This is a genomic window from Candidatus Gastranaerophilales bacterium, assembly GCA_028696075.1.
Lineage (GTDB): Bacteria > Cyanobacteriota > Vampirovibrionia > Gastranaerophilales > JAILCC01 > JAQVHS01.
Genome location: JAQVHS010000010.1, coordinates 1 through 15792, shown reverse-complemented (window position 1 = coordinate 15792; position 15792 = coordinate 1). Strand labels below are relative to the sequence as shown.

14 protein-coding genes are annotated in these 15792 nt (G+C 36.6%); 11 read left to right on the top strand and 3 right to left on the bottom strand.

The window, feature by feature from the left end; all coding sequences use genetic code 11:
* Positions 1 to 46 precede the first annotated feature (46 nt).
* The 8 genes from PHX18_06995 (at position 47) to rnc (ending at position 8473) form a co-directional block, all read left to right on the top strand.
* Positions 47 to 2698 carry a pitrilysin family protein gene (locus PHX18_06995; protein MDD3594356.1) on the top strand — a complete coding sequence of 884 codons (2652 nt, stop codon included), beginning with the start codon at positions 47 to 49 and terminating at the stop codon, positions 2696 to 2698.
* Positions 2699 to 2705: 7 nt separating this feature from the next.
* Positions 2706 to 3632 carry a homoserine kinase gene (thrB, locus tag PHX18_06990; protein ID MDD3594355.1) on the top strand — a complete coding sequence of 309 codons (927 nt, stop codon included), beginning with the start codon at positions 2706 to 2708 and terminating at the stop codon, positions 3630 to 3632.
* Between the two features lie 14 nt (positions 3633 to 3646).
* Entirely contained in the window at positions 3647 to 4045 is a 399-nt protein-coding gene (gene rsfS, locus PHX18_06985) for a ribosome silencing factor (protein ID MDD3594354.1), read from the top strand.
* Between the two features lie 224 nt (positions 4046 to 4269).
* Positions 4270 to 5370, top strand: coding sequence for an acyltransferase (locus PHX18_06980; protein ID MDD3594353.1), 1101 nt, complete (start codon positions 4270 to 4272; stop codon positions 5368 to 5370).
* A 271-nt stretch (positions 5371 to 5641) separates the two neighbouring features.
* Entirely contained in the window at positions 5642 to 6367 is a 726-nt protein-coding gene (gene pyrH, locus PHX18_06975; protein MDD3594352.1) for a UMP kinase, read from the top strand.
* A gap of 2 nt (positions 6368 to 6369) precedes the next feature.
* The gene (gene frr / locus PHX18_06970) at positions 6370 to 6930 is read left to right on the top strand and encodes a ribosome recycling factor (GenBank protein ID MDD3594351.1); all 561 of its coding nucleotides are present in this window, start codon (positions 6370 to 6372) and stop codon (positions 6928 to 6930) included.
* The gene (locus tag PHX18_06965) at positions 6930 to 7766 is read left to right on the top strand and encodes a phosphatidate cytidylyltransferase (protein MDD3594350.1); all 837 of its coding nucleotides are present in this window, start codon (positions 6930 to 6932) and stop codon (positions 7764 to 7766) included. The genes frr and PHX18_06965 overlap by 1 nt, the downstream gene beginning before the upstream one ends.
* Positions 7763 to 8473, top strand: a complete 711-nt coding sequence (gene rnc / locus PHX18_06960) for a ribonuclease III (GenBank protein ID MDD3594349.1) — start codon at positions 7763 to 7765, stop codon at positions 8471 to 8473. Before PHX18_06965 ends, rnc begins: the two co-directional genes overlap by 4 nt.
* Here rnc and PHX18_06955 read toward each other — a convergent pair.
* Positions 8465 to 9103 (bottom strand): DNA-processing protein DprA, encoded by a 639-nt coding sequence (locus PHX18_06955; protein ID MDD3594348.1) that lies wholly within the window; start codon positions 9101 to 9103, stop codon positions 8465 to 8467. The genes rnc and PHX18_06955 overlap by 9 nt on opposite strands.
* 31 nt (positions 9104 to 9134) lie before the next feature.
* On the opposite strand from PHX18_06955, the gene PHX18_06950 reads away from it, so the two are divergent.
* The 3 genes from PHX18_06950 (at position 9135) to rsmI (ending at position 13228) form a co-directional block, all read left to right on the top strand.
* Complete coding sequence (locus PHX18_06950; protein MDD3594347.1) at positions 9135 to 11597, top strand: 3'-5' exonuclease; 2463 nt, start codon at positions 9135 to 9137, stop codon at positions 11595 to 11597.
* 82 nt (positions 11598 to 11679) lie between these two features.
* Positions 11680 to 12417 carry a helix-turn-helix domain-containing protein gene (locus tag PHX18_06945; protein MDD3594346.1) on the top strand — a complete coding sequence of 246 codons (738 nt, stop codon included), beginning with the start codon at positions 11680 to 11682 and terminating at the stop codon, positions 12415 to 12417.
* The gene (gene rsmI, locus PHX18_06940) at positions 12410 to 13228 is read left to right on the top strand and encodes a 16S rRNA (cytidine(1402)-2'-O)-methyltransferase (protein MDD3594345.1); all 819 of its coding nucleotides are present in this window, start codon (positions 12410 to 12412) and stop codon (positions 13226 to 13228) included. The genes PHX18_06945 and rsmI overlap by 8 nt, the downstream gene beginning before the upstream one ends.
* A 35-nt stretch (positions 13229 to 13263) precedes the next feature.
* On the opposite strand, the gene PHX18_06935 is transcribed toward rsmI, so the two are convergent.
* Both PHX18_06935 and PHX18_06930 read right to left on the bottom strand, forming a co-directional pair.
* Complete coding sequence (locus PHX18_06935) at positions 13264 to 14655, bottom strand: flagellar hook-basal body complex protein (GenBank protein MDD3594344.1); 1392 nt, start codon at positions 14653 to 14655, stop codon at positions 13264 to 13266.
* Between the two features lie 26 nt (positions 14656 to 14681).
* Positions 14682 to 15296, bottom strand: a complete 615-nt coding sequence (locus PHX18_06930) for a flagellar hook capping FlgD N-terminal domain-containing protein (protein ID MDD3594343.1) — start codon at positions 15294 to 15296, stop codon at positions 14682 to 14684.
* Positions 15297 to 15792 lie beyond the last annotated feature (496 nt).

Sequence of the window (15792 nt, the reverse complement as noted above, 5' to 3'; positions counted from 1 at the left end):
CATTATGCTATAATTTCATTATGCAGCTTTAGACTTGAGGGTTGAGATGATGAAATTAATAAGGGTATTTTTAATTGTTTATACGGTTTTGTTTTTAAACTTTTCGCAAAGCTATGCCTCTGTGTGCGAAAACATAAACCAATACAGGCTTAAGAGCGGACAAAAAGTTATTATTGTTCCGCAAAAAAATAACCCGTCTGTGGTTGTGGAATCTTTTGTAAATACCGGTTCTAAAAATGAAACAGAAGTTAATAGCGGAGTGGCGCACTTTTTGGAGCATTTGTTTTTTAAAGGAACTACAAATAATAAACGCGGTGAGTTTGAGAAGATTTTAGAAACAAAGGGCGGCGTCTTTAACGCTGCTACAAGCAAGGATTATACTTATTATTATGTAAAAATAGCGGATAAATATCTGGATGATGCGATAAGGCTTCATTCCGATATGCTTTTAAACATAGCAATTCCCCCGGAAGAGCTGAAAAATGAGAGAAAAGTTGTTTTGGAAGAAATTACCCGTTCTAAAGATAACCCTTCGCAAAGAGTGTTTGAAAATTTTCAATCAATTGTTTATCAGGATAGCAGATACGTCAAGCCTGTTTTGGGTTCTGCGGATGTAATTGCAAATATTTCAAGGGAAGAAATATTTAATTTTTATAATAAATACTACACCCCTTCCAATATGACAACAGTTATTGTAGGTAACGTTGATCCCGAAAAAACACTTAAAAAGGTAGCTGATGCTTTTGCCTGCGCGAAAAAACGACCCTCAACCTTAACTGCTCCGAAACCTCAAAAAATGCCGCAAAATAAGCGTCAAATTATCGAAAAAACCGACACAAATTCAATTTATATGGTTTACGGCTATAATACAAAGGACTCTGTAAAAAATAAAAAAGAAGACTATACTCTTGATATTTTGGGAATGATTTTGGGCGGTTCGGGCGAATCCTCCAAGCTTTACCAAACTTTGAAAGAGAAGGAAAATCTTGTGCAGAATATTTCCGCAGGTAATTTTACGCTGAAAGATGACGGGTTCTTCTACGTGTTTTCTGTTTATAACCCTAAAAACAAGGATATTGTTCTTGAAAAAGTAAAACAGGAAATTGCGAAAATTAAAAAAGAAGGGGTTAAGCCGGAGGAGCTTCAAAAAATTAAAAATATATACAAAAGAGAATTTATTTATTCCAACGAAAAAAATGATGAGATAGCCTTTATTCTTGGTTATTCAGAAACGGTCGGCACGGGAGTAAAAGAGTATTGTAATTATCTTAATGTCGTTGACAGCATAACAACCGATGATATTAAAACTGCCGCTAACCGTTATTTGGACGATGAGAAGGCTTTTTTATCGATAGTTGCACCCAACGGGTATGTTGAAGCTGCAAATAAAAATACCGCTGCAAAAACAGCTTCACCCAAAGTACAATTTTTGGAAGAGTATAACGGCATTAAAAAATACAAACTTGAAAACGGTGCAATTGTTCTTTTAAACAAATATGACAGCAATGATATTGTTGCTTTGAAAATTTATTTGAAAGGCGGGCTTTTGACCGAGCCAAAAGCGGGAACATCTGACATTCTTGCTTCCACGATTGCTAAAAGCACAAAAAACAGAACCAATATGCAGCTAAATAATGATATGGAAAATATTGGCTCTTATATCGGAGTAAGCGCTGCTAAAGAGTTTTTTGAAATTTCAATGAAAACAACTTCTCAGGATTTTGATAAGGCTTTTGAGGTTTTACAGGATGTCGCGGAAAATCCGCTTTTTGAAGAAAAATATATCATAGACGTTAAAAAAGACACACTTTATAATATAAAAACATCGCGTGATAAGCCTAAAAACATCGCCTTTGAGGAGTTTAATACGGCGCTTTTTGCTAATTCCAAACTGCTTTATACGGGTAAGCTTTTAGAAAAAACAGTTCCTTCAATAAACAGGCAGGATGTTATTCGGGTATACAAAACTACATTTGACCCTTCCAATATGCTTGTAAGCGTGGCGGGCGATTTTGATGAAAATGATGTGCTGGCAAAGTTTTCATCTTTTAAACATAACCCTGATTTTGTGCCTGTTGAGCAAAGTAAATTAAAAATCAAAGCGCCTGCGTTGACATCAAATAAAATCGTAAAAACAGCAAAAGATTCACAGGGGGCATGGCTTGTTTTGGGCTGGTTGACCGACGGGTTTTTAAACGAAAAAGACTACGCTGCTTTGAAGGTGGCAAGCACTTATTTAGGGTCGGGTTTTACGTCTAAGCTTTTTATAAATTTAAGGGAAGAAAAAGGGCTTGCTTATGAGTTGGCATCGAGTTTTTCTTCAGGCTATAACACAGGGGTTTTTATGATGTATATAGGCACAAACCCTGCTAATTTACAGGAGGTTAAAACAGACTTTTTAAAAGAAATTGACTATTTAAAAACAAAGCCTTTGACTCAAAAAGAGCTTGAAGACACTAAAACCAAACTTATAGGGCGTTATATGCTTGCTCAGGAAACAGCGGAAAATAAGGCATTTTTGAACGGGTATTGGGAAAACTTTGACAAAACTTACAAATTTAAGGATGATTATGTTAAATTAATACAATCAGTTTCTGTTCAGGATATAATGCATGTGGCTGATAAATATTTTTCTAAACCTTATGTAATGAGTGTGGTAGGTGAAGAAGAATTTGTTAAAAATATAGATAAGGAATAATGAAACAATGAAAGTAAGTGTAAAAGTCCCTGCAACTTCTGCAAATATAGGACCGGGCTTTGACTGTTTTGGGATAGCGCTTCCTATGTATAATATTGTTACCATTGAAGAATTGGTTGACCCGAATGCGGGGATACAAATTAATGTGTTTTCTGATGAGTTTGATATAGGTGAATTTCATATTCCTACGGATAAATCTAATATTGTCTATCGGGCGGTAGATTTGCTTTTTACTTATATAGGGCAAACCCCCCATTCCATGAGAATTAATATCCAGTCAAATATCCCGCTGGCAAAAGGACTGGGTAGTTCCGCTTCGGTTATTGTAGGCGGATTGATGGCTACTAATGAGCTTTTGGGTTCGCCTGCCGATGAAGATACGATTTTGTCCATAGCAACAGAAATTGAAGGTCATCCGGATAATATTTCAGCTGCTGTTAAAGGAGGTTTTGTATTATCCAGCGCCGAAAGCGACGGCAGCGTAACAACAAGAAAACTTGATTGGCCAAGACAGTGGAAACTTTTAATAGGTATTCCGGATTATGAGCTTTCTACTTCTATTTCGCGTTCTGTCTTGCCCGAAAAAGTCAGTTTGTCTGATGCCGCTTTTAATGCAAGGCGGGCTGCTATGTTAGTTGAAGCTATACATTTAAAGGATGCTGCTTTGATGAAACTTGCAATGAAAGACAGGCTGCATCAGCCTTACAGAATGAAATTAGTTCCGGGGCTTGATGAAATTATCACTAATTTAAAACATGTCGATAATGTTTTGGGCTGTGCGCTAAGCGGTGCGGGTCCGAGTATTTTGGTTGTGTGTTCTGATAGTGAGCTTGGCGATGTTAAAAAAATAATTAAAGAAACCTGGAGTAATTACAGTGTTAATACTGATATAAGGGTAGTGGATGTAGAGCCTAACGGCGCAAAATTATTATAAAACAAGGGGTGTAAATGGAAGAAATAAGCGCATATAAGTTTGCTTGTACTATTGCAAGAGCTTTGGATAATAAAAAAGGATATAATATTGCGATTTTAAACATAAGCAATGTGTCCGTTTTAGCTGATTATTTTGTTATAGTCAGCGCTGATACCTCTACTCAGGTTAAAGCGATGAGCGATTTTGTAAAAGATAAAGTTAAAGAGCTTTTTAACAGAAAACCCTGCGGTGATGAAAAAGATACAAAAAACAGATGGAATTTGTTGGATTACGGCGATGTGGTTGTTCATATTCTTCATAGAGAAGAGCGTGAAACTTATGCTATAGAGAAGTTTTGGAATCACGCTTTTACGGTGGAAGAAGAAAAATGGATGATTGAATCCGAGATTTTTCAGGATATGCTTTTAAAGTAACAATACTGACCGCTACTTAAGGTGCTTTTATCAGCTATCATTTATAAAATATATCGGAAATAGTTAAAACAGTAAGCACACCTATAACCATTAAAGTTACTAATTTATTTTTCCTCTCTAAACTCTTCAGTCTCTATCTCGTCTTTAGCCGAACCAAGTCTGTTATCAAAAGATTTAAAAAAATTTGTGTTAAAATGGCACTGTGAAAAATAAAAGGAAGCAAAATGCAAAATTTAGAGTTATACCTAGAAAAAAAATTTTTTAAACGAAGGCTCGATTATTTAAATAAAAAATATAAAAATAAACCGATTTTGGTATACGGATGCGGTAGCTTTTTTGAAACCATTGCAAAAAATTATGATTTAAATACACTAAACATCGTTGCAATAAGTGATAAACGTTTTAAAAAAGAAACAACTATAGAATTGAATTCTGTACAATATAGAGCAATTCCGGCAGATGCTATAAAGAATGAAAATTCAGATTATATTTTAGTTGGCACATTTGACCCTAATCCTGTTATCAGAAGTTTAAAACGAGATTATAAAGTTAAAAATATTGAACCTTTCCTGCCAAACAACCCCAAATTAAGTTGGATTAAAATTCTTTCCCGCACACAACTTATGCGTATAACATTTGTCAAAAATTATATTAATTTTAAAAAGCGCAATCTGTTTTATTTAATTGATGGAGATGGAAATAAAAAACTATATCCTAAAATCAACGGGCTTGATGTCCATTTTGACGGAAATGGCTCAAAAGTTGTTATATATGGAAGCCCGATGCCAAGATTCTTGAACTTTAAAATCAAATGTAAGAGCAATACGCTAGTTAAAATAAACAGTTCTTCTTATCTAATCCAAAATACAACCTTAAATCTTGATGCAAAAAAATCGAAAATTTTGATAGATAAAAATTTTTCAATTAATGGCGGCGTTTTTCTTATAAATTATGATGCGGTAAACACCAAAATAGTTATAGGTGAAGATTGTATGTTCGGTTGGGATATACTACTGCGGACAAGTGATGCACATGTCATTTATGACAATAATTCAAAAGAAATTATCAATCATCCCGGAGATATTATAATAGGTAATCATGTGTGGATTGCCGCAAAATCTAATATTCTTAAAAATGTAATTTTGCCTAATAATACAATTGTTGGTACGTGTTCACTTGTAAACAAACAATTTAGTGAAGAAAATACATTAGTAACCGGAACTCCGGCAACAGTCAAAAAAAAATTTGTAAACTGGTCTAGAGCCAATTCTGCGAATTATATAAAACCAGAAAACTTGATTGGTCAAGATAGTGGAAACTTTTAATAGGTATTTCGGACTATGAGCTAAGCGGTGCAGGTCCGAGTATTTTGGTTGTGTGTGAGCTTAGCGATGTTAAAAAAATAATTATGTTATAGTCAGCGATGATATTTGAAATCACGCTTTTACGGTGGAAGAAGAAAAGTGGATGATTGAATCCGAGATTTTTCAAGATATGTTGATGAGATAAAGGAAATATAATAATAGTTTCCTTTAAACCCTTTTATTTTATCCTGATTTCCTGTAATATTAAGATAATAGTTTTTAAGAGTTTATCATGTCCGATAATTTAAAATATAAGAGGGTATTATTAAAAATCAGCGGCGAAGCCCTTATGGGTGAGCAGGGCTTTGGGATTGACCCTAAAGTGGTCAGCGAGGTAGCGCAGGAAATTAAATCAGCGCATGATTTAGGCGCTCAGATTGCAATTGTTGTTGGCGGCGGAAATATTTTCCGCGGGGTGCAGAACTGTACTAAACTCGGCATGCCTCAGGCTTCTGCCGATTATGTGGGAATGCTTGCCACTGTTATGAACGGGGCTGTGCTTCAATCCATGCTGCGCAACATTGATATTCCCTGCAGGCTTATGAGCGCTATTTCTATGAATGAGATTGCAGAGCCTTATTTGAGGTTTAAAGCTATAAGACATTTGGAAAAAAATCGTGTGGTTATTTTTTCGGCCGGAACAGGCAATCCGTTCTTTACGACAGACACCGCCGCAGGTTTGAGAGCGGCTGAGATTGACGCTAATCTTATGCTTATGGCAAAGAATAAAGTTGACGGAATATACGATTCCGACCCTAGAATTAATCCTGACGCGAAAAAATTTGAAACTCTGACTTACGAAGAGCTTATAAAAAAAGATTTAAAGATTATGGATACATCCGCTGTTTCTCTTTGTAAGGAGAATAAAATCCCGTTAATTGTATTTGATTTTGCTTTAAAGAACGGTATTACTAAGATAATTTCAGGTGAAAATATAGGTACTTTTGTAGGAGAATAACTATGAGCGTTGAAGAAATTCTGATAAACGGCGAAGAAAAAATGGAAAAAGCCGTTAACAATTTAAAAAGAGAATACGGTAATGTCAGAACCGGCAGAGCCAATCCTTTGATTTTAGAAAAAATCAGCGTTGAGTATTATGGTGTACCTACCCCTTTAAGACAAGTTGCCAATGTTTCCGTGCAAGACGGTCAAACTCTTGTGATTTCTCCTTTTGATAAAACTTTGGTACATGAGATAGAAAAATCCATTGCCAAATCTGATATAGGGATTACACCTAACAGTGACGGTACTTGTGTAAGAATGACATTTCCTCCTTTAACGGAAGACAGAAGAAAAGAAATCTCCAAGCAGGTTCGCAAAACCGCAGAAGAATCAAAAGTTGCTATAAGAAATATCAGACGCGACATGACAGATGAGCTGAAAAAAGTTGAAAAAGCCGATAATTTATCAGAGGACGAAGTTAAAGATACCCAAAATGAAATTCAAAAATTAACCGACAAATTTACTAAGATTATTGACAATTTATCTGATGAAAAAGAAAAAGAGGTATTAAAAGTATAGTGAAAAGGGTAATTACGGCGTCAATATTTTTAGCGGTTATATTGGCTTCTATTATTATAGGAAGCTGGGCTTTGGCTTTATTTTTATTAACTATTATGTTTTTTGGTATGAAAGAGCTTACAAATATGATGTATGCAAAAGCCCTCCATCCCAACAAACAAATTGCCTATATCAGCTGTGTTTTGTATACCTTAATAGGGTTATTTAACAGGTGGGATTTATTTGTAATAGTAACTGTTTTTTGTTCTATTTACGCTTTTATCGCTATACTAAAACGCGGACCGAAGGCCAGGGTCATTGATATAGGGGCAACTCTGCTTTGCTTTATTTATGGCGGTGTATTGCCTGTCCATTTCTTATTTTTGAGGAATATGGATGCAGGGCAGTTATTGTTCTATAATTTTAACTTCGATAATTCTATTGCTTACGTTTTTCTTATGGTTATAGGAATAACAATGACCGATGTTTTTGCTTATTACATAGGTAAAAATTTCGGCAAAACGAAGCTCTGGCCCGAAGTAAGCCCTAAAAAAACGATTGAGGGTGCAGCCGGCGGTGCGCTCTTTGCCATCCTTGCATGTCTTGTGATTGGTTATTTTATAAATTTGAGTTTTTGGCAGTCATTTTTTGCAGGTGTGATTATTACAGCCAGCGCTCAATTTGGTGATTTATTTGAATCTATGATTAAACGTGATGCGGGTACTAAGGATTCGTCCGATATTCTTCCCGGGCATGGCGGTTTCCTTGACAGGGCTGATAGTTACATATTTACTGTAGCTGCGACTTATTATTACTTTTATTACTTTGTTGCCTATCCGATATTTTTAGTAAGATGATGAACATTAACAGGCACGAACAGCTTAAACAATTTTTAGTCAAATCCGCTATTGAGTTTGATAATTTGGAGTTGCTGGACACGGCACTTACACATAGTTCTTTTTGCAGAGAAAGCGGTTGTGATTATATTACTTCTAATGAAAGGTTGGAGTTTCTCGGCGATGCTGTTTTGAAACTTGTCATTAGCGATTATTTATACAAGCGTTTTGCTTCGTATAATGAGGGTGAATTAACAAAAATCCGCTCTGTTGTTGTTAGCGATGAAATCCTGGAAAAATTGGCACTTAAAATAGGCCTGCCTGATTATCTGAAACTTGGTACCAATGAAGAAAAAAATGACGGCAGATACAGGGGTTCGACCCTTGCTTGCGCTTTTGAGGCTCTTTTAGGCGCATTGTACTTAGACGGAAAGCAAGTTCAGCTGGAAGAATTTTTGGTCAGCCTGCTTCATGAAGAAATAACGCTCGTTGATGAAGGACGCTCTATGGTCAATCATAAAGCTGTTTTGCAGGAATATTTACAGTCTGCTTACGGCGCTTTGCCGGAGTATATTGTAGTAAACGAGGAAGGTCCTCCGCACAACAAAATTTTTACCGTAGATATTATCTTCGACGGTAAAAAACTCGGTACCGGAACGGCCAATTCTAAAAAATCAGCACAAAAACTTGCCGCACAGCAGGCATGTGAGGTTTTAAAATTAATCTAAATAAAAAGTTGTTACTATTTTGTAGGTTTCTTCCGCATAGGCTACAGCTTTATGCAGCGTTCCGCTTGTATGTGATAAGAAACATATAAGCTGTTGACATTCGTCTATAATTTCACGGTTGCAAATTCTGCTTGCGTCAGCCAAAGTCATCATTGCACGGTCAGGGTGTTCTGTAATATTCGGAACGCCTATCAGCTGGTCTTGTACGTCTGATGGTTGCTGACCTATGGTCTGGGGCAAAATAACCAAAAGGTTTTGCGGATTGGCTCTCATAGCGCCTCTTATAGCTGCGGCGTTAGTTCCGCTTGAACCTCCGCTGGTTATAATAGTATTCCCGTTATTGGCAAGCGCCCATGAAATTGTTTCAATAATCTGTTGGTGTGTTATAGGAAGGTTTCTGCTTCCGATTATAGCTATTTTTTTTGAAGACTGCTGAATTGTAGCAAGTTCATGTGCCAAAGCATCAGCTGTATCAGGGATATCATCTTTATCAACGCCGTCAAGCGGTACCATAATCGTGTTTTCTTTTTCGTCTGACATTTTTACTTTCCTATGTGTATCTACCAAATTAATAAGTTTCTTTAAGATTTTACCAAATAATCTGTTTTTTGTATATGATTTTATTATCATAGCACAATTTTGGGAATAGAAAAGAGTTAACATGGCAGAGCTTTTAAAAGGGTTAAATGAGCAGCAAAAACAGGCAGTAGTTAAATCAAACGGAATATTGCTTGTGCTTGCGGGTGCAGGAAGCGGCAAAACAAGGGTTTTGACAACAAGAATTGCTTATTTGGTTGAATCAGGGGTAAAGCCTTACAATGTTTTAGGGGTTACGTTCACCAACAAAGCCGCCAAAGAAATGAAAAACAGGCTTGAAAAAAATCTTGGCGAAGAAGTTGTCAGAAATCTTTGGGTAGGAACGTTTCATGGTATTTGCGGCAGGATTTTAAGGCAGGATATTGAAAGCTACAAAAACGAAGAAGGAATTTCCTGGAACAGAAATTTCACTATTTATGACCAGGACGAGTCCCTTGCTGTTATAAAAGCTGCATTAAAGCACTTGAACATGGATGATAAAATCTATAAGCCGAAAGTCTTGCAAATTGAAATCAGCAATGCAAAAAACAAAATGCTCAATGCTTACCAATTTGCCTGCAGGGCGCGTGATTACAGAACAGATAAAGTCGCACAGGTTTATGATTTTTATGAAAAAGCGCTTAGCGTAAATAATGCGCTTGATTTTGACGATTTGCTTTTAATGGCGGTTAATTTGCTTGAACAGAATGAGGAAATCCGCACTAAATATCATAATAAGTTCCGGCATATTTTGGTGGATGAGTTTCAGGATACGAACCTTGCGCAATATAAACTTATAAAATTGCTCTTCACTAACGCTAAGCCGGCAGAAGAATTGGATTTAAGCGAAACTTCGCTGTGTGTGGTAGGTGATGTTGACCAGTCAATATATAGCTGGAGAGGGGCGGACTATAAGATATTATTGAATTTTAGGTCTGATTTTCCCGAAGCCAAAATGATTAAACTTGAGCAGAATTATCGCTCAGTAGGCACTATTTTAGAAGCCGCGAATAAAATTATAAAGAATAATTTTGAGCGGGTAGAAAAGAATTTGTATTCTACAAAAGGGCGGGGTAAAAAAATAGAATGCTATGAGGCTGACGATCAGGCGCAAGAGGCTTATTATATTGCAAGACAAGTCAAAGACAACGGGCTTTCGCAACTGAAAAACACTGCCGTGTTATATAGAACAAACGCCCAAAGCCGCGCTATTGAAGAAGCCTTTATGTCTTCGTCTATTCCTTACCGTATGGTAGGAGGGCTGAAGTTCTACGAAAGAAAAGAAATTAAGGACATTGTTGCTTATTTAAGATTGGTCTACAATCTGTCTGATAATCAAGGGCTGAAACGTATTATAAACGTTCCAAAACGTTCAATAGGTCCCACTACGGTTAAAAAGCTTGAAGAATTGGCGTATAAAAATTCCACAAGTATGTTTAGTATTTTGGGTGAGCTGGAGAATGTTGAAGAGTTTTCCGCCGCAACCAAAAAACATCTGCAAGGGTTCAGAAACCTTGTATTGAGTCTTGTTAAAAAACAAAAGGAGTTTTCTTTGAGTGAGTTTATATCAGAGCTTTTGCTTGATACTTTGTACATTAAAGAACTTGAAGATGAAGGAACGGAAGAAGCTCAGGTCAGAATTGAAAACATTCAGGAATTTATAAACGTTGCAAGAGAATTTGAAGAAATTGCGCAGGAAAATGAATTTGGCGAATTTTTGGCGCAAGTAGCCTTGGTTAGTGATGTAGATGAAATTGATGAAGCATCTGACGCTGTTACTTTGATGACTTTACACTCTGCTAAAGGTTTGGAGTATCCGGTTGTGTTTTTATCGGGTTTGGAAGAGGGGATTTTTCCTCATTCGCGTTCTTTAAACAATAATTCCGAAATGGAAGAAGAAAGGCGCCTGATGTACGTCGGGATAACCCGTGCCGAAGAAAAACTTTATATTACTTACGCAAGAAGACGTCAAATGTGGGGTGAATACAGGTATGGAGAACCCAGCAGATTTATATCGGAAATACCTGATAATCTTGTAAATTCGAATATCTCCCAAACGTCGCCCGCTGCTTATCGCCCCTCTACATTCGGCGAAGCTGTAAAATCCCTAAACCAAAAAAGACAAGGTTATGACAATGATAATCCTGTGTCTTCGTCTTTCGGAAAAAACTTTGTACCGCCTTTTAAAAAAGAAACATCCGCTGCAGGAGGATTTGGTAAGAATTTTGAACCTCCCGTATTAAAGAAAAAAACAACGGAAAAAGGGACTAAAAAAGAGTTTAAAAATATGATAAACGGTATTGAACAGGCAAGAGCTATAGCTCAAAAATTAAAAGAGCAGAAAAATAATCAAATGAATGATGAGATTGATATTGAGCATACATATTCTTTTAAAAACGGTGATGTCGTTATGCACGAAAAATTCGGCATAGGCAAAGTGCAGGGCGCCATTACTATCGGCAAATCGATTTTATATAAAATCGATTTTGACAAAAACGGAATAAGGGCAATAGATGCACAGTTCAACAGACTTATGCCGGTTGAGTAATATTACAAAAATATTAAGGCTTTGACTAATTTGATTTTTCCTGTATCCTTATTATGCGGAGCAGGAACTCTGGAGAAGTCAGATGAGCGAATATTTATCAAAAGAAGAAATAAAAAAATGGCGAAGTTCGGTTGAGAAAATTACGCTTGAAGAATATGCGCAGCGCCTTGGCAAGAAAATTCAGGAAGAAAAGAAAACCAACGATTTGGCTGATATGTTGTACCAGACATATAACCCCAGAGAAACTTCTTCATTTAATACAATGACTAAACTTGAAAAAATTGACCTGACTCCTAAATTATCTAAAACAGAAGCTAAACATAAAAAAAATGATGAGCTTAAATTTGATGATTTTGCTGAACTGCCGGAACATGATGCTTTTGATATGGAAAATGATGAAGAAATAATGCCGGTCAAAAAAGAACCCGCTAAAAAACCGGAAAAGATAAAAAAAGAATCTGAAGTTAAAACTGAAAAAACCAAGCCGGTTAAAGAACCTGCTCCGTCTAAAGCTGCTCTCAAAACAAAAGAAACTGCCGAGCCTGCGGCTAAAAAAGAAAAAACAACGGATAAAAAGGCTGTCATATCGGATAAATATGATAAACTGAATATTTCTTTTGTTAAACCTTTGACCGACAGAGAAGAGAAGGTTTTAGACTACTTTATCAGCAAAAAGGGCGAAATTGTTTATGCAAAAGAGCTTGCGGAACTTTTGGATTTAAAAAGAGATTATATTTATAAATATATTAAAAACCTCAGAGCTAAAATGGCTATTGATGTTATAAAAAATTCTGACAACAGCGGTTTTACTTTTGAGTAAAGGCGATTTATTTGTAGTCGCCACTCCTGTCGGTAATCTTAAAGATATTACTTTGAGGGCGCTTGAGACTCTTAATAGTGCTGATTTAATTGCCTGTGAAGATACAAGAGTTACCCAAAAACTCCTCAATTATTATGATATAAAGACTAAAACCGTAAGTTACCATAAATTCAGCGAAAAGCAGCAATCAGAAAAACTTATAGCCCTGCTCAACAGCGGTAAAAACATTGCACTGGTTTCTGATGCGGGAACCCCGTTAATCTCAGACCCCGGCAGTATTCTTATTGAAATTGCACGCCAAAACGGGATAAAAGTTATTCCCGTCGGCGGTATCAGCGCTGTGACTACCCTGCTTAGCGCCGTTGAAAGCTATAAAAAGTTTGCGTTTATAGGGTTTTTCCCTCAAAAAGAATCCGAAGTCGTTAAAATATCTGATTATTTGAGTGAGTTTGATATTGTATTTTATGAATCGCCTAATCGTATTTTGGCAACGATAGAAACTATAAAAAAGAATTTTGGAGATGTAAAAGTTTCTATCGGCAGAGAATTAACCAAAATGTTTGAGGATATTAACACTCTGTCTGCCTGCGAAATGATTGAATATCTCAAAAATACAACGCTAAAAGGTGAGATAACGGGGATTATTCATTCCTGCGATTTGCAAGCCGGTATTTCTGATATTGATAAATATATTAAAAAATTGATTGCAAAAGGCTTTAGCTCAAAAGATATAAGCGTGATACTTTCTGAAATCTTTGAAGTATCTAAAAATGAAGTTTATGAAATAGTGCAAACGTTACAAAAAAAATAAGGTCAGATTATCTGACCTTATTTTTTATAGTTTATTTACATATTGACCAGTCGTTGCAGGACTTCGCTTGAAGCGCTGAATACCCTGCTGTTAGCGTCGATTGCTCTTTGAGCAATAATCATATTGGCAAATTCAATAGACAGGTTAACATTAGAGGATTCTAACCCCGCAGAACCGATTGAGCCAAAGCCGTTGGTATTGCCTGAAGAAAAAGTCATACTACCTGTATTAGGTCCTGTTACAAATATATTCCCGCCTGTTGAAATCAAACCTTCTTCATTCATAACCGTTGCCAATTGCAGTTGAAGATTTTCGGCTTTAATTGCATTATTTACTACGGTAATATCGTCGCTACCAATGGTCATACCGCTTGAAGTGATGTATTTCAATACAATACTGCCGTTTTTATCTTCAACGGTAATTTTATCACCGTTTGAATATACCGCTTCTAACGCACCTGTATCACTTACAGAGTAAGAGGTTTTCGATTGTGTTGCCTCACTGTTATTTGGCGGAGCTATAGTTGCCTGATAAGACAATATCTTGCTCGTATATGCACCTGTGTCCAAAGTTGAGGTTGATATGCCTGTTTCTACAAGGAAGTTGCTTGTATCTGTGCTGTCGCCAAACTCTATTTTAGTTGGCGTTACTAAACTTCCCGCTGCGCCTATGCTTATGGAAAATGTACCGTCGGTATTAACTTTTGCGCTTACCGTTTGATCCGTTCCGTCGCTTAAAGCCGGGTCTGCAGCTATTGCAGCATTTATACGGTCTTGAATATCTTTCAGAGAAACTGCTTGTATAGGCGAAGTTGTATCTATATTTATTGTGCTTAACAGACTTGTTCCGTCATATACGTTAAAGGTGAATTTCCCCTGAGTAATACTTGCATTATTCAAAGAGTCCAAGTTTCCGGCACTGCCTGATGTCAGGTCTTTGCCTGATGCTACCATATTTAATGAGGGAGGAACTCTTACAAATTCATTGCTTGAAATATTGTTCAGAGCTTTATTTGTTCCGTATATTTTATTTCCGTTTGCGGTTACAAGATAGCCTTCTGAATCAAGCGTGAAATTCCCGTCACGTGTTAAGCCTATACTTCCGTTGGAATTTCTGATAGTGAAAAATCCTATCCCTTGTATATTAAGGTCCTGGGAACGTCCCGTTGATTGTACTGTTCCTGCTGTAAAATCGCGTGTAATACTTCCTATTGCTACTCCCAATCCTACCTGCATGGGGTTTGTTCCCCCTGCGTTTGATGTAGGGCTGCTTCCTGATGATAACATTCTGGAGTAAAGATTTTTAAAGTTTAAATTAGATGCTTTAAAGCCTACAGTGTTCATGTTTGCAATGTTGTCGGCTACTACGTCAATTTTTGATTGTGAAGTAGTCATTCCTGAAATTGCTGAAAATAACGCTTGTGACATAAATTATTTCTCCCCTTTGTATATTTCTATAAAAATTTCTCGACTAATGTATCCAACGCTGTATTAAAGGCTGATTTGAGCTTTGGATTGTTTAATATTGAATCAATGAAACTATCTGCAAAACTTGTTGCATCTGTACTCGTTGTACTGTTGTTTTCTGATGAATCACCCGTACCGGCTTTTGTGCCGTCGCTTTTGATTGAGGTTACCAAATCAGAAGAAACTTCTTTGCCGTTAATTAACAAAGTTATGCCGTCGGCGCTGAATTTCACTTCTTCGACAATACCTGTCATTGTTTTATTGCTGTCATCAGGGTCTATTGCTTCTACTTCTTTTCCTATCATTGAACTTGCCTGAGTAATTTGGTTAGTGGCGAGAAGCATGCTGTTGTATCCGACAAAGTTGCTGTTTAACTTTTGAAGTTCGCTTATTTGTGTAAATTGAGCCTGTTGTGCCAGAAATTCCGTATTGCCCATCGGTGATAGCGGGTCTTGGTATTGTAATTGAGTCATCATTAATTGAAGGAACGTGTCCTGATCCATTGATGAGTTACCCACCTTATCTTTGTTTTTTTCGTAATTAGCGGACGAAGTTGCGTTCTTCATTGTTGCTAATTGGCTTGTAGTATCTATGTAAGACATCTTCTCTCCCCTTATATTTATTAATTAAACTATATAATCTACTTCACCTTCGTGTTCGGAAATCATCCTCTCGCTGATTTCTTCATTTGTGTTATCTGTTTCGTTTTCAATATTATCTGATGTTTGATTTTTCATATCAGAATTTTTTCCGTCAGCATTTTTATGAGGATTATTGAAAAATCCGCTTAGTTTTTCTTCATTATTGCCTTGAGTGTTGTTAAAATTGGCTTCGCTTTGGCTTGGTTCCTGTACTCTTACATTTACAGTGCTTAGCTTGAAGCCTTGGTCGTTCAGGCTCTGCTTTAGAGTTTCCAGATTTTTATTAAGTATGTCTGCAGCTTGTTTATTTTCTGCCGTGAATTGTGCGCTTAAGGTTCAGTTATTGGAAATTATATTAATATTTATTTTTCCCAGCGATTCAGGACGCAGTGCGATGTTTATTTGGGTTTTACCTTTTGCCAGTTTATCTATTCCGCCGTTTTTTACTTATTCAAGG

What these genes read in the sequence shown, in the direction of transcription:
- thrB (MDD3594355.1), top strand. Translation starts at nt 2,706, where the DNA reads ATGAAAGTAAGTGTAAAAGTCCCTGCAACTTCTGCAAATATAGGACCG.
- PHX18_06995 (MDD3594356.1), top strand. Translation starts at nt 47, where the DNA reads ATGATGAAATTAATAAGGGTATTTTTAATTGTTTATACGGTTTTGTTT.
- pyrH (MDD3594352.1), top strand. Translation starts at nt 5,642, where the DNA reads ATGTCCGATAATTTAAAATATAAGAGGGTATTATTAAAAATCAGCGGC.
- PHX18_06930 (MDD3594343.1), bottom strand. Translation starts at nt 15,296, where the DNA reads ATGTCTTACATAGATACTACAAGCCAATTAGCAACAATGAAGAACGCA.
- rnc (MDD3594349.1), top strand. Translation starts at nt 7,763, where the DNA reads ATGATGAACATTAACAGGCACGAACAGCTTAAACAATTTTTAGTCAAA.
- PHX18_06955 (MDD3594348.1), bottom strand. Translation starts at nt 9,103, where the DNA reads ATGATAATAAAATCATATACAAAAAACAGATTATTTGGTAAAATCTTA.
- PHX18_06945 (MDD3594346.1), top strand. Translation starts at nt 11,680, where the DNA reads ATGAGCGAATATTTATCAAAAGAAGAAATAAAAAAATGGCGAAGTTCG.
- rsfS (MDD3594354.1), top strand. Translation starts at nt 3,647, where the DNA reads ATGGAAGAAATAAGCGCATATAAGTTTGCTTGTACTATTGCAAGAGCT.
- PHX18_06950 (MDD3594347.1), top strand. Translation starts at nt 9,135, where the DNA reads ATGGCAGAGCTTTTAAAAGGGTTAAATGAGCAGCAAAAACAGGCAGTA.
- PHX18_06980 (MDD3594353.1), top strand. Translation starts at nt 4,270, where the DNA reads ATGCAAAATTTAGAGTTATACCTAGAAAAAAAATTTTTTAAACGAAGG.
- PHX18_06935 (MDD3594344.1), bottom strand. Translation starts at nt 14,655, where the DNA reads ATGTCACAAGCGTTATTTTCAGCAATTTCAGGAATGACTACTTCACAA.
- frr (MDD3594351.1), top strand. Translation starts at nt 6,370, where the DNA reads ATGAGCGTTGAAGAAATTCTGATAAACGGCGAAGAAAAAATGGAAAAA.